This window comes from Vibrio sp. SG41-7, from assembly GCF_014164465.1.
In the GTDB taxonomy this organism is placed as follows: Bacteria; Pseudomonadota; Gammaproteobacteria; order Enterobacterales; family Vibrionaceae; genus Vibrio; species Vibrio splendidus.
The window spans coordinates 19619-39910 of record NZ_JACJFF010000034.1 but is presented as its reverse complement, the minus strand read 5'-3'; the positions used below and the strand labels follow the sequence as shown (position 1 = coordinate 39910).

The following is a 20292-nucleotide window of genomic DNA, read 5'->3' as shown; positions in this document are numbered from 1 at the left end:
TTTTTTTATGGGCTTCTTGGATTCATCTCTTAAAGATAAGAAACCTGTGACTGGCATAGTCCGTTTTAAAAAAACCTTAGCGGTTAAACCTTAAAGTACTTCAACTGATCAGTAAGGTGCTCGGTGGTGTTCGCCATTTTTTGACTGTCTTCTGCGAGCGATTGTGAAGCTTGCAATACTTCATTTGCTGCTAGATGAATCCCTGTGACACTTTCACTCATTTCGGTTGCTACCGTGCTTTGTTGCTCCGAGGCGGCGGCGATCTGCGCGACCATGTCGTTAGCGTTGTGAAGCTCATTCACAATCACATCGAGTTGTTGGCGAGTTTCGTTAGACGCGACAACACTGTGATCGACTTTCTCATTGCTGCTTTGCATTGCTTTAAAGGTACGCTCGGCTTGCTGAGTCAGTTTTTCAATCGTCGATTGAACTTCATTGGTTGAGTTTTGAGTGCGGCTTGCGAGGTTACGTACTTCATCTGCGACTACCGCGAACCCTCTTCCTTGCTCACCGGCTCGGGCTGCTTCTATTGCCGCATTAAGCGCTAACAAGTTCGTTTGCTCAGATACATCACGTATCACGCTCACCACTTGGCTTATCTCTGTGACACCAGATTGTAAGTCTCTGACGAGATCGTTCGCCGTCGAAATATTTTCTGAAACTTGAGATATGGTTTTAGACGTTACTTGCATGTTCTGGTCGTTCTGGTTTGCGTGCTCGACAACCTTATTGGTGCTTGCGGCAGTATTTTCAGCATTAACAGCGACATCAGAAATGGTGGCACTCATTTCTGTCATTGCCGTCGATAGCAACTCAAGCTGTGCATGTTGTGAGTTAACACTGGTCGCAGCCTCTTCACTGGCTTGTGCAATGTGACTCGCCATGTTGCTGGATAAACCTGCTGATTCATTCGCTGTACGAAGCGTGCTTTGTAACTTGTTGAGCATGGTATCAATTTGATTACTCATATCGCCTAGTTCATCTTTACGTGTCATGTTCATGCGTACACGAAGATCCCCATCGGCAATCTTATGGGTGTTGTCGATAAGCTTGTTAAGTGGCACAAGGATATTGTTAGAAATCGCGTAGCCCATAGCAAACAACAGGCCTGATAATACAACCGCGACCAGCCCTTCTTTGAGCGCTAGTGCATAGAAGGCGTCTTGAATATCCGCAACTAAGATTCCCGAGCCAACAATCCAATTCCACTCAGGGAATAGCTGTACATATGAGATCTTGTCTTTGAGTTCACCTTGCGGGCTCATCCATTGATAATCAAGAAACCCTTTCTCCTCTGGGGTACGTGAAATGGTGACCATCTCACGCCAGTGGTGTTTACCTGCACCATCTTTAAAGTTACCTGCGTTCTTGCCATTGAGTTCAGGTTTTAATGGATGGATAACAACGTTGAGTTGTTGGTTTAAGATCCAGAAATAATTGGTGGTGTCGTAACGAAGCGTTTCAATTGCTTGCAGCGCTTGTTTCTTTGCTACTTCTTCACCGAGCACGTTACGTTGGCTGTAATAGTAACTCGCTAAGCTGACCGCGGTTTCGACTTGAGCACTGAGTTTATCTTGGCGCTCTTGCATTGAGCTTTCACGTTGTTGCATTAGGTTGAAAGATGACGCCATTACCAATAGAACAACCGATAAAATGACGATGGAGATAAGTTTTGATTTAATAGATAGATTACTTAATTTCATAGCTGACTGACTTTATTATATTTTTTGATTATGAATTTGGGGTCAATGTATCAAAAATCCGTACAGTTCAGATGATATGCATCAAGATCAAAAGATATACACTGTGTTACATATTCAAAAAGAGGCGCTCGTCAAACAGGCAGAGGTTGAGATTTAGTTGGCGATAGTTTAGTAGTGCGGGATTTTCGTGCTTGGGCTGAAACGTTCATGTAACAGCCCAAGCGCAGTAGAAATATTATCAGGTGATAATATGGTTGGATTCGATTCGAGCTTAAAGCTAAAAAAATTATAGGTTTGAGACCAATAACTGTGGTGTCGCTTTTTGCTGAAGGTAGATACTAAAGCGGCTTCCCTTGCCTACTTCTGATTCGACACGTATCTCACCGCCAGTTTGGCTCAAGATACTTTGAGATACTGACAAGCCTAAGCCTGTACCATCACGTTTGGTGGTGTAGAAAGGCGAAAAGATGCGTTTCAATTGTTCTTCTTTGATACCGCAGCCTTCGTCTTCGACATGAACGATTGCACCATGAGACACGCCATTCTCCACCCAGTCTTCACTTGAGATAGTTAATGTGCCCTGTCCGTCCATGGCATGAATCGCGTTCATCTGTAGGTTAACCAAAATCTGCAAAAGTTGGTTTCGGTTAACTTCCACAGACGTTTTCGCATGCAGTTGTGATACGTAGACAATGCCTTTCTTTTTCGCGCCTGTTTTTACGAGCGTAATACTTTCATCCACTATTGGATTGATATGTTGCCACGTAATTTCGTCTTGTACACCGCCGTGTCGGCTGTATTGAAGCAGGCTTCGTGTGATATTTCGAATTCGGTCGATCTGTTCCATGATGGCGTGGACTTCTTCATCTACACGAGCGACTTCGTCACCGAGTTCAAACTTCATTAATTCGACATTGCCAAGAATCACCGCTGTCGGATTATTAATCTCATGGGCAATGCCCGCGGTTAATTCGCCTAGCGCGGCTAACTTTTCGTTGACCACCAGCTTGTCTCGAGCTTGGTTTAATAGTTTGATATGCAGTTCGAGTTCTTCGGTTTTCTCTTTCAAGCTAGCAGTACGAGAATGAACCTTACATTCGAGTTCTGAAGCGGCTTGTTGGATCTCTTGATTACGTTCGTGCAGCAAATCCAACATCTTATCGAATTGTTTAGCGAGCAAAGTCAGCTCGTGTTGATCGTTCAAACCAAGAGTACCAATTCGCTTGTCTTGCCCCATCTGGACTAGCTTCACCACTTTGTGAATGCGTTCAATTGGGTTGAAAAGATCACGCGCACCACGGTGAACGATCAAACCAGAAGCCAGTAACAACAACACAATCGTAATGCTGATTTCACCAAGGTTGGTTAAGTACGTTTCCACCAATGGCCAAATCAGATAACCGGTATAGAGCATGCCGATGACGTTATCGAATTGGTCATGAATCGGTTGATACGCAGTGATGTACCAAGCGTCGTAAACATACGCTCTATCTAGCCACTCTTTGCCTTCATTCAATACTTTAGAATGAACCTCGTGAGAAACACGAGTACCAATTGCGCGCCCTGCACTTTCTTCGCTGCTCAACGGTACATTAGTGCTGACACGTAGGTCATCAAGGAACACAGTGACGGTACCAATGCGGCGATTAAAGCCCTCGCGTTGCGGATAAATGAGATTGCTGATCTGATCAACTAACTGTGTGCTGTTATTAAGGAGGATCCCGCCATCAAGAAAACCAATTACATGATCATTCTTGTCACGAATCGACACAACGGTGCGGCTAACTAAACCTCGAGTTTCAACATTTTGACTATTGAGCATTGGGACTTCGGCTTGCCTGGCAAGGTTTTGGTCTAAATCGTTGAGTTCGTTTTGGCTCAATACACTAAAGAACGATTCTTTGTGTGTCAGGTTGAGGTATTCAAGCTTTTTCTCCATGCTCTCGACGCTACGCCAGCGTAGAAAATCGAGTTCATAGCGAGATTTGTTTTCTGAAACCCAACGTGTGAGCTCTTCTTTCGAAATATCACTCGTGAGTTTGATTCGGAAGTTGTAAGACTCAGCAAATGCTTGAACGTTATAGGCCTGTTGGTTCTGAATTAAATGGATACTGTTGTCGGCAACATCCAAACGCTCATCGACATCAATCAGAGCACCCTGCCACGTGTAATGTACTGACCAATACAGTGTTATAGCGACAAGCGCACACAAAGTAAGAATGATGGGAGCGGATGTTAGAAATAGCAGGCGATAACGCACCATGGTTTTGAACCGGAACGCCCACTTTGTCCACCAATGACGTCTAATCGGCATATTCAGAGCCTTCTGTGTTCCATTCTTTGTACTTACGCTCTAGTGTTTTACGCGCCACACCGAGATCTCTCGCTGCTGCAGATTTATTGCCATCATGAAAACTCACCAGTTGTTCTATGTGAGATTTCTCGACTTCTTTGAGTGTCCAAGTGTTCGGGTAACCCTCAGCTGCGTCTACATTATTCAAGTTTGGTATTTCCGCCCCATGTGACACCGTCACTGAAATGCTGGTTGGGGCTGGATCACCATTCACTTCTCGCCAATGGTGTGCTGGTGGCTTGTCTAAAAGAATGCATCTTTCGACTAAGTTCTTAAGTTCGCGGATATTGCCCGGCCATTCGTATTCATTCATTGCCAAGATATCTTCATGTGCCCAGTTTGGAACCGGCATACCCAGTTCACTAGATAAAAGACGAGTGAAGTATGGAACAAGCTCTATCAGATCAGACGGTCGTTCTCTCAATGGCACAACATCAATCTTAAGTACATTGAGTCGGTAGAACAGATCGCGACGGAAGTGGCCTTTATCGACCTCTTCTTGAAGGTTTCGGTTTGTTGCTGCGACGACACGTACATCGACAGCGATCTCTTTCTCACTGCCAACTGGACGAATAGTACGTTGCTCTAACACACGTAACAGCGCTGCTTGCATTGGCAGTGGCATTTCACCTATTTCATCTAGGAACAAGGTGCCGCCACTTGCGACTCTGAACAGACCTTCACGGTTTTTCTTCGCACCAGTAAAGGCACCAGAGGTATGCCCGAATAGCTCACTTTCCAGAAGTTCAGGCGCAATTGCACCACAGTTGATTGGCACAAATGGGCCACTACGCTTGCTGGCTTCATGTACACCACGAGCAACTAACTCTTTACCCGTACCTGACTCACCTTCTATAAGAACGGATGCTCTCGACGGTGCAAATTGACTGATCAGCAATTTAAGCTGTTTAGTCTTGTCTGAATTGCCGATCAATTCGGTCTTGATATGACGGCTAACATCGCGCTTCAACGCGTACTGCATTCTTTGGTCAAGTCGCTTATCCATACAACGCAGAACCGCTTGTATCATCTGTTCTAAGTTGAACGGCTTAAGAATGAAATCTGAAGCGCCAAGCTTAAGCGCGGATATCGTCATCTCTAAATCAGCATAACCTGTCATGAAAATCACATCGGCACGTTTGTCGTTGTCGTTAAACGCCTCTTCCCACTCAATACCAGACCGACCTGGCAGGTTGATATCAAGAACAATCAGATCAAAATGCTCGCTCGAACGCAGTATTTCGGCTTCTTCAACCGACCCCGCACTCGATACCTTGCCAAAGAACTTACCCAGAGCTTTCTTTAAAATAGCCTGCATACCCATTTCATCATCCACAACCAAGACGGAAAACGCTTGATATTGAGTCAATGTGTTCGGATTGAGGTTGGGTGCAGATGAACTAGGTATAGACATAATGATTAGCCGGTGGGGAAAGTTGGGACAGAGTGTACCAATTACCCTTTTGTGCAACAGGGACAATGTGCGACATTTTGTCCTAGCTCATGTTTTGATTCATTTTAGAGGGCTAAATGACGCAGTTTTGTCCGAAATAACAGCAATTTAATGAGATCTGATGCATGATTTATTGGCATTAAGATTGCTTGTAAGGTGTAGATTTCTAATTACAACAATTAGCGTCTTATGCACATGCCCTTTTTTGAGCCCTTTAAAACTGAAGGCATGTCATTCATTTATAACAGAATGGACATAATAATAATGAAAGCAATTCCCCTAACTATTGCAGCTCTATCTATCGTCAGTTACACGGCTAGCAGCGCGGAAGACACCACCCATATCAAATTGGCAACAACCACAAGTACCTACCACTCAGGTCTACTTGACTACTTATTACCTGAGTTCGAAAAAGATTCTGGTATCAAAGTTGATGTTCTAGCGGCGGGTACAGGTAAATCACTTCGTATGGGTGAGAATGGCGATGTAGACCTAGTGATGACTCACGCACCAAAGGCTGAAGCGAATTTCGTTGAACAAGGTTACGGGGTTCTACCTCGCAAGCTGATGTACAACGACTTTGTCATTGTTGGTCCTCAAAGCGATCCGGCGAAGATTGAATCTCAAAAAGCAGTGACTGATGTGTTCAAAGCAATCGCGAACAATAACGTGACCTTTGTTTCTCGTGGTGACGACTCTGGTACTCATAAGAAAGAGATGGGTATTTGGGCACAAACTAAAATGGAACCAAACTTCGGTGGTTATCGCAGTGTTGGTCAAGGCATGGGCCCTACTCTGAACATGGCGTCAGAAATGCAAGGCTACACCATGACAGACCGTGGTACTTGGTTGGCTTACCAAAACAAATTGGATCTTAAAATCCTTTTCCAAGGTGACAAGAACCTGTTTAACCCTTACCAAGTGATTCTTGTTAACCCAGAACGCTACCCGAGCATCAACTACCAAGCTGCGAAAGTATTCAGTGATTGGCTGGTTAACCCTAAAGGTCAGAAACTGATTAACGACTTTAAACTGCACGGCAAACAGCTGTTTGTTGCGAGCGCAGAGTAGTTTGTTGTAAGCAATGAGTCGTTGGTTGTAAGTAAAGCGTAGCGTTGAAGGTGTAGTCAAAACCAACAAGCACTACACTTAGCTAAACAGTTAACGAAACACTCTTAAAAACAATAGCTGGCCAATTCAAGCTCAAATAGTTTGTGTCAGCTATGATTAACATCAGTCATTACCGATAAAGACCTATTATCGATTCACACGAGATACTTCATGACCCTATGGCAAACAACGATTGATGCAATGAACCTACTAGTGAGTTTTGATCACGAATTGTGGAAAATCGTCGCGGTATCCTTCAGCGTATCTTTGTCCGCCATCTCATTAGTGATTGTTCCCGCAATCCTTATGGCTTTCTTATTGGCTTATACCGAGTTCCCAGGGAAGTGGGCATTGTTATCGGTGATCAACACCCTGCAAGCTATCCCAACCGTGGTTATCGGTTTGTTGATGTACATGATGCTCTCTCGTTCTGGCCCGCTCGGTGATTGGGAATTACTGTTCACCCAAAAGGCGATGATTCTAGGTCAGATGCTGATCTGTTTCCCAATCCTAGTCGCGATGATGCACGGCGCTCTCCAAGCCAGTGACCGCCGAGCGGTTGAAACGGCACGCACGCTTGGCGTATCAACGACTCGTGTGGCGTGTACGTTAATTTGGGAAACGCGCTTCCCTCTTTTAGCGGCAACTATCGCTGCCTTCTCTCGTATCGTCACTGAGGTTGGTTGTTCAATGATGGTCGGTGGCAACATTATGGGGATGACAAGAAATATCCCAACAGCTATCGCTATGGAAAGCCACAAAGGCGCATTCGCTCAAGGCGTCGCCCTCGGTATGGTGTTATTAGCATTGGCATTAGCCCTTAACTTTTTCCTTTCCAGTGTGAGAGGAAAAGGCTATTTAAGAACTTAGGAACGCTGTCATGAGTATAAAAATAACAACGCAGCAAATTTCAATGCGCTACAAAGAGCGTGTTTTGTTCCATATTCCCGAATTGTCGATCGGCCCCAACGATGCCATTTATCTCAAAGGAGATAATGGTGTGGGTAAAACGACCCTACTTAAAATATTGTCTGGATTGATTCAGCCAAGCTCTGGCCGCATTCAGTCTCCGACACAAAGCTGGCAGCAGATCTTATTCCCTAGGCTCAAGTTCAAAGACATTATCTACCTGCATCAAACCCCCTATCTTTTTGATGGTTCGGTGTACCAAAATGTCGCTTATGGCATTCGCTTTAACAAAGAGAGCCAAAAAGATAAGCGAGCTCAAATAATTAATGCGCTGAGAATGGTAGGTTTAGAAACCTTGGCAGATGAACACATTTCTGTGTTGTCTGGTGGTGAGCGTCAACGCGTTGCAATGGCACGAGCCTGGATTCTTAAGCCGTCAATCTTGCTTATGGATGAACCAAGTGCCTCTTTAGACAAAGAATCTATTGAAAGATTGGTGATAATGGCCGAAGATCTTCTTCAAAGAGGCGCGAGTTTAGTCATCACGAGTCACCAAACTAACGCGTTAACCGACTTATGTAAGAAGCAATGGTGGATCAAAGACAATACTTTGACCGAATCGCCGCTTCTGCAAGTTATTCAGAAAGATAAAGCACAAGAGAATATTTATGCTGCTTCCAACGCAAACTAGTTGGGTTATTTTGGCTGGCGGACAGGCCAGCCGCATGGGCGGAAAAGATAAAGGACTTGTTGAGCTCAACGGTTCTCCGCTTATTCAATACGTTATAAACAAGCTGTCACAGCAAGATGTCAGCATCACTATCAATGCCAACCGTAACTTAGACAGTTACCAAGCATTTGCTCCGGTTGTTTCCGATTCCTTCCCTGACTATCCAGGTCCATTGGGCGGCATTCATGCTGGCCTTAAAAACGCGAGTACAGACTGGGTCGGCTTTGTCCCTTGCGACAGCCCACAAATCAGTGACGACCTTGTTGAGCGTTTTTGTTCTGCAGTTAAAGAAGACAGCGACATTCTTGTCGCGCATGATGGCGAATTTAAGCAACCTGTATTCACCCTATTCCACAAACGTGTTCTGCCAAAGCTAGAAGCGTTTTTGGAGCGTGGTGATCGTAAAATCATCTTGTTATACAAAGAATGTGTCACGGAATATGTCGATTTTAGCGATTCTCCTAACTGCTTTGTTAATCTGAACACGCCAGAAGAACTCACCCAATTCGGAACGCTTCAATAATGAAAGATTCAAAACAACGCCCTAACCTTCCTCTATTGGGCTTTGCTGCTTATAGCGGTACAGGCAAAACGACCGTACTTGAAGCTCTGCTTCCGCTGTTGACTGATGCGGGTTTAAAAGTGGGTGTTCTTAAACATGCTCACCACGATTTTGATGTCGATAAGCCGGGTAAAGACAGTTACCGCTTACGTAAAGCGGGCGCGAATCAAATGTTGATTGCATCGCGTAATCGTCACGTGATGATGACAGAAACGCCAGAAGCCGAAGCTGATTTTGATTACCTTCTGACACGTTTCGATACCAACACGCTTGATCTGATTTTGGTTGAAGGCTGCAAGAACATTGCTTTCCCTAAAATTGAATTGCACAGAGATGAAGTCGGTAAACCTTGGTTATACCCGAACGATGACAACATTATTGCCATTGCTGCAGACAGCCAAGTGGAATCCGAACTGCCACAAATGGCGATCAGTGACTTAGAAGCGATTCGTGATTTCATTATTGAATATGCTCAGTCGTTTGACGGTTCCTCGAAAATAAGCGAAACCGCTTCTTGTTCGTCTTCAAAAGACAACACGCCTGCAGTGTGTTGTGATTCGTTCTCTCCTGCTGGCTTAACCGTTACTCAAGGCCAACAAAAGATTGTTGATAGCATTGACGCGCTCGATCTCACAGAGAGTGTTGAACTATTGCAGGGCTACGGTCGTGTTTTGGCTGAAGATATAATCTCGCCAATCAATGTGCCTCAAAACACCAACTCAGCAATGGACGGCTACGCAATTCGTAGTGAAGATTTAGAACTGGATAGTTACCAACTGGTTGCTGAAGTTATGGCTGGTCACAGCTACGAGCAAACTGTTCAACAAGGTGAAGCTGTTAAGATCATGACGGGTGCACCAATGCCTGAAGGCGTTGATGTTGTTGTGATGCGCGAACAAGCCGTTCAAGATGGCGATAAGGTTAGCTTCCCAGGTGCGAAAATCTCAATTGGACAAAATGTCCGTATGGCTGGTGAAGATTTAGAAATCGGCCAACCTGTCTTTACTCGTGGTACACGCATCGAAGCACCTGAAATGGGCATGATGGCGTCGTTAGGTTTTGGTGCCTGCCCTGTTCTGCGTAAAGTTAAAGTGGGTGTGTTCTCTACGGGTGACGAAGTTCAAGCACCGGGCAGCGAGCAAAAACCAAACTCTATCTATGACTCGAACCGTTTTACTATTATCGGCATGCTTCAAAAGCTTGGCTGTGACATCGTCGATTACGGCATCATTGAAGATGATGAGCAGAAGATGATGGATATCCTGCATTCAGCGTCGCTTGAAACCGATATGGTTTTGACTTCTGGTGGCGTGTCTGTCGGTGATGCGGATTACATCAAGCTTGCGTTAGATAAGCTAGGTGAAATCAACTTCTGGCGTATCAATATGCGTCCGGGTCGCCCACTGGCTTACGGCAAAATTGAAAACAAACCTTTCTTCGGTTTACCGGGTAACCCAGTTGCTGTGATGGTGTCATTCATTAACTTTGTAGAACCCGCGATCCGCAAGCTTCAAGGTCAAACCAACTGGACACCAGTGAAAGCGAATGCAGTAGCAACTGAACAACTGCGTTCACGCCAAGGTCGTACTGAGTTTAGCCGTGGTGTGTTCTCGATGAATGAATCGGGTGTGCTTGAAGTGAAAACGACGGGCAAGCAAGGTTCAGGTATCCTGCGTTCAATGAGCGAAGCGAACTGCTTAATTGAAATCTCGCCAGCGGTTGATACCGTGAAAGTTGGTGAAACGGTAACGATCATTCCATTGCAAGGGCGTGTTTGATTCAAAGCTCAAACACCTAAATTGACTTAGCTGCTTTTTAATTGACTTAGAAGCTCATTGCCAAGACATAGATGAAGCCCCTTCTATCGAGCTTTCGATGTTATGGGGCTTTCTTTTCTGTTTATTTCGTAAAAGACAACCTGTTAGTTCCTTTAAATGCAAAAAAGCTTAAAAAGCTTAAAAAGCTTTAAGCGTGAAGAGCGTTAATCTTAAGATTTTTTATCATAACCTTGAGCCACGTACTGTTTTTATGTAGAGTGCGCGCAAAGTAATAATTCTATTGGAGAGCACCATGGCTCGTACCATTCTGTACACTTACAAAGACGAAGACAAAGAGTTACTGTTTTCGAAACAAGAACACCGCACGATCCAAGAAGCTGTAGCTGCAGCCGAAGGCATCGACATCACTGAGTACCTAAAAACTGAGCAACAGCTTGAGTTTATTTCTGATACTAAAGCGGTTCGTAACTACCAAGACAACTATTTCCGTAAGCTTGGCTTCACTAAGCTTACGTTGAAGCAAAAAGACAACCTTGGTGTTGGTAAAAAGAAGAAGTAAGCCCTCTGGCTTCTTTTTCTCGATCTGTAGTTTCTAGCTTTTCGTTTGCACTTGAGAGCTAAGAAGTTAAGAGCTAAAGAAACTGAAACACCGAACAATAAAAAATGCCGCAACCTCTTTTGAGATTGCGGCATTTTTGTTTGTGCTTTTAACTATCTAACCTTAACTAGGTTAACGGTAAGTAACGATTACTTAATGTTAAGGAATGCTGCGCCACGAACGCCGCCTGAATCACCGTGCTTCGCTTTGATGATTTTTGGACATTTCGCTACAGACAATAGGTATTTAGGAACACGCTTTGGCATCTCTTCGTAGATAAGTTCGAAGTTTGAAAGTCCACCACCTAGAGCTACAACATGCGGGTCAAGTGCAGTAAATAGGTTTGCGAAACAGATAGCCAATAGCTCCATGAAACGGTCAACGTGCTCAGCTGCTTTTGCTTCGCCTTCGTTGTACGCTTGGATGATTTCAATCGCTTTCTTTTTCTCACCGAAGTAGTGCTCATAAATCAGTTCAAAGCCGCGACCAGATAGGTAGCTGTCTAAACAACCTTTCTTACCACAACCACAACCCAATAGCGGTGCGTTGTCACCAAGGTGGAACCATGCATCAATAGGAAGACGCATATGGCCGAGCTCGCCAGCAACGTGGTTACGTCCTGAGAATACTTTACCATCAAAAACCAAACCACCACCAAAACCAGTACCTAGAATTAGGCCAGCTACTGATGGTTCATCTTTCAATTCATCATCCCACGCTTCAGACAGCGCAAAACAGTTCGCATCGTTCTCGATTTTAACACTACGACCAATCAGCGCTTCTAAGTCTTTGCGTAATGGCTTACCTGTTGAAGCCGGTACGTTAACAACAAGCATAGTGCCGTCGTCCGCATCTTCCATACCAGGAAGACCAAGGCCAATTTTGCCTTCGCAAGAGAATTCGCTATCGTATTTTTTTACCAAACCGGCAATCGTATCAAGTAGCAGTTGATAATCTTCAGTAGGCGTTGGTACGCGTTCGGTTGCTACTCGCTCAAGTTTTTCATTGAACGCACCAAACTCAATTTTTGTGCCGCCAACATCAAAGCCGTAATACATGAAATCTCTCCAATTTTTCCCTAAATTCGGGCAAATAAAATTTTTAAATTAAACAACTAGGAAGCATTATCCATAACACTCCCCCTACAAACCGTGATAGATAACAAACTTATCTCGTGTTCGAATCTGTTTGAACAACAAGTCAGCACAAAGCGGTTAAAGGTTAGAGTGACGTCTCACTTTTAGTATGCTCTATGAAAGCATTCAGGCTTGGCTTGGTTGGATCCGATTTATAACGTGTCTTACTCAACATGTAGCTTTCACGAAATGCTTCAAACCATAGCTGTAAAGTCTTAGCACCCTGCTCTTCACCGGCTTGTTTCAAAACTAAGCTCGCGACTTCGGCCGTTGATAGATGTTGTTCGTTGTCTGACTTACGCATCATGTATTGAGAAACCGATTCCGGTTCAATCGACAGCACGGGTAAATCTTGCAGATACTCTGATCGACGGAAGATACGTCGTGCTTCGCGCCAACTGCCATCAATGAAAATCAACAACAGTGTTTTGTTTGGGTCGCGCATTTGTGGCAGATCTTGAACAACACGCTTTTTGTCGTCGGTATAGTCTTCAGGGAATACGATCACAGGTTGGTATTTGTCATCTTTGAGGACATCCAACATCTCTTGATTTGGCTCAGTACGATGCCAAAGGTAGGCGTAACTGTCCTTAACCGTATCAACAATCAAACGGCCAGTGTTACTTGGCTTTAAGATTTCGTTGTCTGACAAGATCAACATAGTCGCGACATTCGTATTAACGTTAGGTTGATGCTCACAGATACAGCTGTCTTGTTTGATTTTACAGAATTCACATCGCACGACTTTACACCCGCGCGCATTAAACGGTTTGGTAGCAATGGATAAACGATGTTGATATAAACGGTGAAAAGCGTGGATTCTCATGGACAATAACGATAACTCTAGAAAAGTGGCACGATTGTACTTACAGTGTCCTTAGAATGATAGAAGGAATTCCCATGCAAGACCCATCACTGCTTCGCCTTGTTTGTTTTATTGTCGTTTTTGGATTGTGTGCGCTTTGGGAATACCGTTTTCCGCGAAAAACACTGACTCAAAGCAAATGGTTTCGTTGGGGGAATAACTTTGCGTTGGTTGCTTTGAACAGCTTTCTATTAGCCACTCTGATTCCTATCGCAGCATTCCAAGCGGCGGTTATCGCACAAGAAAACCAATGGGGTCTGTTCAATACCCTGTCACTTCCGAAAGAGCTCACCATTCTGGTCTGCGTATTACTGTTAGATTGCGCCATTTACCTGCAGCACTTGGTGTTTCACCGTGTTCCTTGGTTGTGGAAGCTACATCGAGTTCACCATGCGGACCTAGATATCGATGTCACAACCGGAACGCGCTTTCACCCTATTGAGATGATTCTTTCAATGCTCATTAAAGTGAGTTTGGTGATCGCACTTGGTGTCCCTGTTATCGCAGTCGTGATATTTGAAATTGTTCTTAATGCGAGTGCGATGTTTAACCACAGTAATGGACGTCTTCCGCTATGGGTGGATAAGCGATTGAGAAAAGTGATTGTGACCCCAGACATGCACCGCGTTCATCACTCGGTCATTGTGAAAGAAACCCACTCTAACTTCGGCTTCTTTTTATCTGTGTGGGACATCTGGTTTAAGACTTACCGCGCTCAACCAAAGCTTGGCCACGATAAGGTGCATATTGGCGTTCCAGAGATTCAAGATGGTAAAGAACAACGGTTAGATCTGATGCTACGTCAGCCATTTACTCAATTCCCGACGACGAAAAACTAGGTTTGAAGTCGTTTGAGGCTCAAGCTTATCTTGAGGCCAAAATTACCTTAAAGCCAAACTTATCTTAATAACAAACTTATCTGAATCCGAAAGCAAACGCCCTTAGATTCTTCCGAGAATTTAAGGGCGTTTCTGTGTCGATAGTTGTTATAAGCGTAGTTATTGATTAAGTGCTGCTAGTGCTTAAACTCTTGCGTTATCTAGCTTACCTCTCACGCTCGTTTATTTCAGTACGTTTGTTTATTTCAGCACGTACTTGTGAAGCATAGCTTGTTGGTGCCCTGCTATCTCACCAACTTGCTCTGAACTCTCGATCATAGATTCAAGTTGAAGTTTAGTCTTCTCACCCTGCTCAGACACGCGAGTGATAGAATGCGTTACATCGACAGTCGCACGGGCTTGTTGTTCGGTTGCCACCATGATTTGCTCAACACGTCCTTTGATCTGGCTAACCGCGAATTCGATTTTCTCGAAGGCTTGTTTTACATCGCCACTGGTTTCCAGTGCATTCGCCATTTCGCTTCTCGATTCTGTTACAGAAGCACGTGAGCGATCAGCCGCCGCCACCAATTCGTTCATCATATTACGAATATTAGTGGTTTGCTGAGAGGTACCACTCGCCAATTTTCGTACTTCATCGGCAACCACGGCAAACCCGCGACCTTGCTCCCCTGCTCGCGCTGCTTCTATTGCGGCATTCAATGCGAGTAAGTTGGTGTTTTCAGCAATACCACTGATCACGTCGACCATTTCACGAATCTGTTTAACGCGAATATCCAAGTCCGTCATCGATTCTTGATTCAGGCTAAGAGATTGCTCGAGTGCTTGTAATCGCTTCTGATTAAGGCCGATCACTTGGCTACCATTGACTGATTCGTTTTCTGCTATCTGCGCGTCGTCATTCGATGCGTTAGAGATACGAGCAATCTCACCAATGGATGCTTCGAGCTCTGTAATTGTGGCGATCATATTCTGTAGCGATTCGTTCTGCTCGTTCAAGCTTGAATTGGTTTGCTCGGCAGCATCATGACTTACTTCAGCGGTTTGATAGAGCGTTTCACAATTACGCGTTACCAAACGAACCGAGTCAGCGGTGGAATCTACGACCGTATTGAGTTTTGAAGTAATAACTTGCAGCTCTAGCGGCCCGAGTAGTTCACTCTGTTTAGAGAAATCGTGATCTGCAAGTGAACTCAACTGGTGAGTAATGTTTTTAAGCCCTTTATTCATCCAACGGCGTAACACGAACCATGAAATCACAATGATTACGGCAATCACTAGCCCGCTGATAAACAACACACGATCAATGTTGGTGATGGTTTGATTTACAACCAGTTCACTCTCATTAATCAGTTGGGAGGCTGTAGAAGACAACTGATTCAGTGTGCTGATGACGGTATTCGCTAGGGTGATGACTTGCGTTAAGTTTTGCTCTTGCTGCTGAACCAGTTCGAGTTTCAAGAGGATTTGTTTGATTATCCCTTGCTCGGTAAAGCCTTCTTTCACCATCTCGTACGGAGCCGTCAAGCTTGCGAACTCAGCAATGTCTGGGTGCCAATCGGCAAAATCGCTGTAAGCCAAGTTAAGGCCTGCGATTCGGTTTCTCAATTGACGGTATTCGTCTTGTGCTTTATCAATGTCAGATTGCATCATCAACATCAAGAAGGTGTTCGCCATAGCAGACGCACTGGATGTAAATCGGTTCGCTGCATCGCTCGCTTCTGGGTTGTCTTCAACCAAGAATGAGCTGATTCGGTTCATTTCTGGTCCGATAGATCCAACGCCATAACGGAACTCGCCCATTTTACTGTCGATTAGGTTTTGCTTACTTTGAATCTCAATCTGTGCCAGCAATACCGTATTAGTCATGGTTTGCAGTTGCGCCATATCATCAATAAGGTTTTGTTGCTGCTCTAAAGAGATCGCATCAGGAAAAGATTGGGAGATAAAAAGGAGTTCCTCAAGCGTGGTATTACTCTCTGTTGCGAGTTGGTCAATTGAAACCCTTGTCGAATTCAGCGCATCTAAGTCGGTTGACTGGGTGCTATAGGTGAGAAGTTTCACTTGCTCTAATACGCTTTGCGTTAATTCGGCGTTGTGTAAAGCAAGGGGTAAAGCTTGTTCTGAAAGTGCGTCAAAATGTCCTCCGACTCGTTCAACTCCCCGAATGCTAACCATTGATAAAAAACTAACGAGTAAAAGAATGGAAATAAATACAGCAGTGACGGTTTGAATGAGCGAGAATGTATAACGTGAGGGTTTTATTGATAAATTTGTGTCGGGCATGTGAAATCCAGTTTGACTACGAAAAGAGATATCCTTAAGTTAGTTCGTATACTAGAAGTCCTTGATGACGTTTTTATTTCAGTTTTTTGTCAGAAGAGTTACATATGAAATTCAGAAAAATGGCTGTAGTTACAATAACTTTAGCAACATTGGCTGCTTGTAGCTCGTCACCATCGCCTTCTCAGCTTAGTCAAACCGCACAGAAACCCTTATCAAAGTCAGAACAATTGACTACAAAAGCTTATATGAGCGTGTATGAACAGTGGAAAGGTGTGCCATACCATTTCGGTGGGACATCATTTCGAGGCGTAGATTGCTCCGCTTTTGTTCAAATTGCCGTGCAAAATGCGACACAACAAGCCCTACCGAGAACCACAAAAGATCAGAGTAAAAAGGGAAAAGAAATAGCGTATGGACAAGCAACAAGCGGAGATTTGGTATTTTTCAAAACGTCGATGACGGTAAGACACGTAGGTGTGTATTTAGGGAATAATCAATTCCTACATGCTTCGACATCGAAAGGTGTCATTATATCGAGGTTGGATAACCCTTATTGGGCTTCTAAGTTTTGGCACTTTAGGCGTTTATAGCGGTTTAAAGTCTTAACCGCTAAACGAGGTCACTTTTAAAGCTACGACGTAAACGCCTATCATCGTGAACATAATCATCGTGAAAAAATGACTAACGAGGAAATGGACAAATAGTTAGTCGTATTTAGCAACAGCAGAATCAAATAGATTCTTCACTAGCGCGATGTATTCATCTAGAAATACAATTTGCTCGTTGGTCGCTTTCTTAGCCCATACACCCGCTAATACTTCGCCTAAATCCGCTACCACAGCATCGGCTTCTTTCAAAAGTTGAAAACGAACACTCGAATGCAACTCTGGATTTTGCTCAAAAATAGCCATGATGTTTGTTGAAATCATGTCTGTGATGATGTCTTCAACACTCTCATTGCCTGTATCGCCATTACTATTTGTAAAGACATCCAGATTAAACGATAAGTGCTCGATCAGAGCCAAATAGCCATCGGTTTCTACAACCACAATAAATCTCCGTTTTAAGCTCAAGAGCAGATTAATACGTACTTGCTTAATACTATGTAAATGAAGCGATTTGTCATCACTTTATTACCAAAAACCGTATTAAAATGATCCTAGTTAGTATTTCAGCTTAAATATTAAACCAATAGCTGCATATATATGTGTCGCTAGATGTCTGTTGGTCAAGATACTTGCAGACTCTACACGTCATCATTACTCGGCTATTAAAGAGTTAGTAAAGAGCTAGCAAGCTGAGATGGTCACGTGCCCTATCGTTAACTATAGTCGTTTCAACCTACTCTGATAGCACATTTAAGTTGATGCGTAGACAATAACAAGCTCCAACTACTTTTCCAGTTTGTTTCGACCAAAACCGTTTCGATTGTGAGGCCAGTTCCAAACAATTCTATAACTTTACGTTGCCAATTTCTGTTTGTAGTTCAAAGAGCTTGAATCAGTTCGAGTTCACAAATCAGCCAATTGATTATACATAAGGTGAAGAACAGATAAGAACATTGACGAGTACGTCTATAAATTGCTCAAATTTATCCTAAACTATGGCTAACAAACAGTATTTCTAACCTTCAATTTTTTAACTTTCAGTCTTTGAGGATTTCCTATGTGGCAGGCCATTTCTCAACAACTTTCAGATACTCTTCTATTTAACTTTCAGATTACTGAACGTACCAAGGTTTCTGGTGGTGACATTAACGATTGCTATATGATCAGCGATGGTAATGAACGCTACTTCGTAAAAGTGAACCAGCGAGAATTTTTACCTAAGTTTGAAATCGAAGCTGAGAACTTACGCTTGTTAAGAGAAACCTCCACCGTTTATGTGCCTGAGTTGGTACTGATTGGTAAAACCAAAGAATGCTCATTCATTATTCTCAATTACTTGCCAACTAAGCCGCTTGATACGGGTAATAACAGCTTTGATTTCGGGGTGCAGCTTGCTCAGCTTCATAAATGGGGCGAGCAAAAAGAGTTTGGTTGTGACCAAGATAATTATATCGGTAGTACACTTCAGCCTAACCCTTGGCATAAGAAATGGGGTCGCTTTTTCTCTGAACAACGCATCGGCTTCCAACTGCAATTGCTAAAAGAGAAAGGCATTGAATTCGGTGATATTGATGACATCGTTGATGTGGTGAATATGCGTCTTGCTGGCCACAATCCTCGTCCTTCTTTACTTCATGGTGACCTCTGGAACGGCAACGTAGCAAATTCAGCCTTTGGGCCAATCTGTTACGACCCCGCTTGTTATTGGGGCGACCATGAATGTGACTTAGCGTTAACGGAATTGTTTGAAGGGTTTCCAAAAGAGTTTTATGAAGGTTACCAGAGCGTCAATCCACTCGACGTTGGCTATACTGATCGGAAAGACATTTACAACTTGTACCATCTTCTTAACCACTGCAATCAATTTGGCGGCGAATATTTAGCACAAACTGAAGCATGCATTCAGAAGATACAGGCCGTTTAATACCAATCACAGCTAGCTATTGCGTTCTATAAAGCTACTGCATAGATCTATACAAGCTACTGCGATCTTTAAAGCTACTACGATTTGGACAAGATACAGTGAGGAGAATTAGCCATGCATAAATACACAGAGAAACATGTCTCGTGCCCCCACTGTGGGCATGCAATCAGCATAACGCTCGATGCTTCTAATGGGAGCCAAGATTTTTATGACGATTGCCCGGCGTGTTGCAATGCCATTCACCTCGATATGCAGGTAGATGAAGTCAGAGACAGAATTAATCTCTCGATTGATGCAGACGACGAACAAGTCTTCTAACCCCTACTCTCTTGTCGAGTTGGATCTACATCTCGATTTAGAGCTACACCTCGATTTTGAGGCTAGCTTAGGAAAATACAAATACACAAAAATAGAAAAAGAGCACCTAATGTGCTCTTTTTTAATATCTTCGACTTTTACTTAGTGTCGCTTTTGGGGCAAATGCTATTGATAAACCGTCACTACGATTTCTGGTTTGCCAATACGCGCTCAACAGTATCAACAATCGCCTGTGTTTGAGGGTCGAATTCAATATTTACTTGTTCGCCTACTTCACGGCCGCCAAACAGAGTACGATTCAGCGTTTCTGGGATCAGGTGAACAGAGAAACGGTTCTCTTCCACTTCACCGATTGTCAATGAACAACCATCAACGCCAATGTAGCCCTTGCTCAGCACATACTTCATTGATTCTTGCGGCAGCTCAAACCAAAGCGTACGGTTATTTTCTGTCTTAATCACATCAACGAGGTTACCCATCAGAGTAATGTGGCCAGACATGCTATGTCCGCCAATTTCGTCACCAAACTTTGCTGCACGCTCAACATTCACTTTGTCACCAACATCCAGTTGGCCCAAGTTCGTCAATCGCAATGTGGCTTGCATTAAATCAAAAGCAATCTGATTGCCCGAAATTTCCGTTACCGTTAAGCAACAACCGTTATGAGCTACTGAGGCACCAATTGCTAATCCCTCAACCATTTCATCTGTTAACTCAATGGTATGAGTCTGAAACAGCTCTTTTTTGTTTATTGCAACCAGTGTTGCCATGCCTTGAACGATACCTGTAAACATAAGATTCCTATTTAGCATTCTAGGGCGTGTTGACCTTTCGCGGTGAAATTTTGTTCGGATGGGGACGCCTAGTCAAAAGCGTTTTAATCGCGGCGAGGGGGAAGTAGCCTAGTCTCCTAAGCAAATCTCCCTCAACAAAGAGTAAAACGCTTTTTGCGGGGGCGCCCAGCTCGAACCCTTCGGGCAGCGTTTGCTGGTCATTTTTACTACGTTATCGGCTTCTCATGTAGGCTAGCTACACATCAAAGCCTCTGCCTTATATAAATACCCAGCAACTCGCTGCAAAAATCAGCTCGAAAGAACAACACGCCCTAATAACAGTTTTT

18 protein-coding genes are annotated in these 20292 nt (G+C 43.8%); 10 read left to right on the top strand and 8 right to left on the bottom strand.

Annotated features, from left to right (window positions below; genetic code table 11):
- Positions 1-83: 83 nt before the first annotated feature.
- From H5300_RS11480 to H5300_RS11470, 3 genes are all read right to left on the bottom strand, one after another.
- Complete coding sequence (locus tag H5300_RS11480) at positions 84-1703, bottom strand: methyl-accepting chemotaxis protein (protein ID WP_065682421.1); 1620 nt, start codon at positions 1701-1703, stop codon at positions 84-86.
- A gap of 286 nt (positions 1704-1989) precedes the next feature.
- Positions 1990-4017, bottom strand: a complete 2028-nt coding sequence (locus H5300_RS11475; RefSeq protein ID WP_017083659.1) for a cache domain-containing protein — start codon at positions 4015-4017, stop codon at positions 1990-1992.
- Positions 4007-5470, bottom strand: a complete 1464-nt coding sequence (locus H5300_RS11470; protein WP_182796008.1) for a sigma-54 dependent transcriptional regulator — start codon at positions 5468-5470, stop codon at positions 4007-4009. The genes H5300_RS11475 and H5300_RS11470 overlap by 11 nt, the downstream gene beginning before the upstream one ends.
- Positions 5471-5773: 303 nt before the next feature.
- On the opposite strand from H5300_RS11470, the gene H5300_RS11465 reads away from it, so the two are divergent.
- From H5300_RS11465 to H5300_RS11440, 6 genes are all read left to right on the top strand, one after another.
- Entirely contained in the window at positions 5774-6580 is an 807-nt protein-coding gene (locus H5300_RS11465) for a substrate-binding domain-containing protein (RefSeq protein WP_017077255.1), read from the top strand.
- Between the two features lie 210 nt (positions 6581-6790).
- Positions 6791-7489, top strand: coding sequence for an ABC transporter permease (locus H5300_RS11460; protein WP_017068184.1), 699 nt, complete (start codon positions 6791-6793; stop codon positions 7487-7489).
- Positions 7490-7499: 10 nt separating this feature from the next.
- Positions 7500-8219 (top strand): energy-coupling factor ABC transporter ATP-binding protein, encoded by a 720-nt coding sequence (locus H5300_RS11455; RefSeq protein WP_004733775.1) that lies wholly within the window; start codon positions 7500-7502, stop codon positions 8217-8219.
- Positions 8197-8781 carry a molybdenum cofactor guanylyltransferase MobA gene (gene mobA, locus H5300_RS11450; RefSeq protein WP_004733776.1) on the top strand — a complete coding sequence of 195 codons (585 nt, stop codon included), beginning with the start codon at positions 8197-8199 and terminating at the stop codon, positions 8779-8781. The genes H5300_RS11455 and mobA overlap by 23 nt, the downstream gene beginning before the upstream one ends.
- Positions 8781-10598 (top strand): bifunctional molybdopterin-guanine dinucleotide biosynthesis adaptor protein MobB/molybdopterin molybdotransferase MoeA, encoded by a 1818-nt coding sequence (locus H5300_RS11445; protein WP_182796007.1) that lies wholly within the window; start codon positions 8781-8783, stop codon positions 10596-10598. The genes mobA and H5300_RS11445 overlap by 1 nt, the downstream gene beginning before the upstream one ends.
- Before the next feature lie 292 nt (positions 10599-10890).
- Positions 10891-11157 carry a DUF2960 family protein gene (locus tag H5300_RS11440; protein WP_004733780.1) on the top strand — a complete coding sequence of 89 codons (267 nt, stop codon included), beginning with the start codon at positions 10891-10893 and terminating at the stop codon, positions 11155-11157.
- A 188-nt stretch (positions 11158-11345) separates the two neighbouring features.
- Here the strand turns inward: H5300_RS11440 and nagK are convergent, their stop codons facing one another.
- Together nagK and H5300_RS11430 are read right to left on the bottom strand one after the other, a co-directional pair.
- The gene (gene nagK, locus H5300_RS11435) at positions 11346-12254 is read right to left on the bottom strand and encodes an N-acetylglucosamine kinase (RefSeq protein WP_004733781.1); all 909 of its coding nucleotides are present in this window, start codon (positions 12252-12254) and stop codon (positions 11346-11348) included.
- 163 nt (positions 12255-12417) lie between these two features.
- A complete protein-coding gene (locus H5300_RS11430) occupies positions 12418-13164 on the bottom strand; it encodes a tRNA-uridine aminocarboxypropyltransferase (protein WP_182796006.1) in 747 nt (248 codons plus the stop codon).
- Positions 13165-13232: 68 nt separating this feature from the next.
- On the opposite strand from H5300_RS11430, the gene H5300_RS11425 reads away from it, so the two are divergent.
- Positions 13233-14036, top strand: coding sequence for a sterol desaturase family protein (locus H5300_RS11425; RefSeq protein ID WP_017093012.1), 804 nt, complete (start codon positions 13233-13235; stop codon positions 14034-14036).
- A 240-nt stretch (positions 14037-14276) separates the two neighbouring features.
- On the opposite strand, the gene H5300_RS11420 is transcribed toward H5300_RS11425, so the two are convergent.
- Entirely contained in the window at positions 14277-16322 is a 2046-nt protein-coding gene (locus H5300_RS11420; protein WP_182796005.1) for a methyl-accepting chemotaxis protein, read from the bottom strand.
- 104 nt (positions 16323-16426) lie between these two features.
- Here H5300_RS11420 and H5300_RS11415 point away from each other — a divergent pair, with 104 nt between their 5' ends.
- On the top strand, positions 16427-16912 hold the full coding sequence (locus H5300_RS11415; protein ID WP_182796004.1) for a C40 family peptidase: 486 nt from the start codon (positions 16427-16429) through the stop codon (positions 16910-16912).
- A gap of 114 nt (positions 16913-17026) precedes the next feature.
- Here the strand turns inward: H5300_RS11415 and H5300_RS11410 are convergent, their stop codons facing one another.
- Positions 17027-17371 (bottom strand): DUF3802 family protein, encoded by a 345-nt coding sequence (locus H5300_RS11410; protein ID WP_004733787.1) that lies wholly within the window; start codon positions 17369-17371, stop codon positions 17027-17029.
- A gap of 616 nt (positions 17372-17987) precedes the next feature.
- Here H5300_RS11410 and H5300_RS11405 point away from each other — a divergent pair.
- The gene (locus H5300_RS11405; RefSeq protein WP_004733788.1) at positions 17988-18854 is read left to right on the top strand and encodes a fructosamine kinase family protein; all 867 of its coding nucleotides are present in this window, start codon (positions 17988-17990) and stop codon (positions 18852-18854) included.
- 114 nt (positions 18855-18968) lie between these two features.
- Positions 18969-19172 carry a CPXCG motif-containing cysteine-rich protein gene (locus tag H5300_RS11400; RefSeq protein ID WP_004733789.1) on the top strand — a complete coding sequence of 68 codons (204 nt, stop codon included), beginning with the start codon at positions 18969-18971 and terminating at the stop codon, positions 19170-19172.
- Between the two features lie 182 nt (positions 19173-19354).
- On the opposite strand, the gene H5300_RS11395 is transcribed toward H5300_RS11400, so the two are convergent.
- Positions 19355-19966, bottom strand: a complete 612-nt coding sequence (locus H5300_RS11395) for a riboflavin synthase subunit alpha (protein ID WP_108111340.1) — start codon at positions 19964-19966, stop codon at positions 19355-19357.
- Between the last annotated feature and the right edge of the window lie 326 nt (positions 19967-20292).

Bases quoted from the DNA above. Each gene is read 5' to 3' on its own strand.
- H5300_RS11480 (WP_065682421.1), bottom strand. From the start codon at position 1,703: ATGAAATTAAGTAATCTATCTATTAAATCAAAACTTATCTCCATCGTC.
- H5300_RS11475 (WP_017083659.1), bottom strand. From the start codon at position 4,017: ATGCCGATTAGACGTCATTGGTGGACAAAGTGGGCGTTCCGGTTCAAA.
- H5300_RS11470 (WP_182796008.1), bottom strand. From the start codon at position 5,470: ATGTCTATACCTAGTTCATCTGCACCCAACCTCAATCCGAACACATTG.
- H5300_RS11465 (WP_017077255.1), top strand. From the start codon at position 5,774: ATGAAAGCAATTCCCCTAACTATTGCAGCTCTATCTATCGTCAGTTAC.
- H5300_RS11460 (WP_017068184.1), top strand. From the start codon at position 6,791: ATGACCCTATGGCAAACAACGATTGATGCAATGAACCTACTAGTGAGT.
- H5300_RS11455 (WP_004733775.1), top strand. From the start codon at position 7,500: ATGAGTATAAAAATAACAACGCAGCAAATTTCAATGCGCTACAAAGAG.
- mobA (WP_004733776.1), top strand. From the start codon at position 8,197: ATGCTGCTTCCAACGCAAACTAGTTGGGTTATTTTGGCTGGCGGACAG.
- H5300_RS11445 (WP_182796007.1), top strand. From the start codon at position 8,781: ATGAAAGATTCAAAACAACGCCCTAACCTTCCTCTATTGGGCTTTGCT.
- H5300_RS11440 (WP_004733780.1), top strand. From the start codon at position 10,891: ATGGCTCGTACCATTCTGTACACTTACAAAGACGAAGACAAAGAGTTA.
- nagK (WP_004733781.1), bottom strand. From the start codon at position 12,254: ATGTATTACGGCTTTGATGTTGGCGGCACAAAAATTGAGTTTGGTGCG.
- H5300_RS11425 (WP_017093012.1), top strand. From the start codon at position 13,233: ATGCAAGACCCATCACTGCTTCGCCTTGTTTGTTTTATTGTCGTTTTT.
- H5300_RS11420 (WP_182796005.1), bottom strand. From the start codon at position 16,322: ATGCCCGACACAAATTTATCAATAAAACCCTCACGTTATACATTCTCG.
- H5300_RS11415 (WP_182796004.1), top strand. From the start codon at position 16,427: ATGAAATTCAGAAAAATGGCTGTAGTTACAATAACTTTAGCAACATTG.
- H5300_RS11405 (WP_004733788.1), top strand. From the start codon at position 17,988: ATGTGGCAGGCCATTTCTCAACAACTTTCAGATACTCTTCTATTTAAC.
- H5300_RS11400 (WP_004733789.1), top strand. From the start codon at position 18,969: ATGCATAAATACACAGAGAAACATGTCTCGTGCCCCCACTGTGGGCAT.
- H5300_RS11395 (WP_108111340.1), bottom strand. From the start codon at position 19,966: ATGTTTACAGGTATCGTTCAAGGCATGGCAACACTGGTTGCAATAAAC.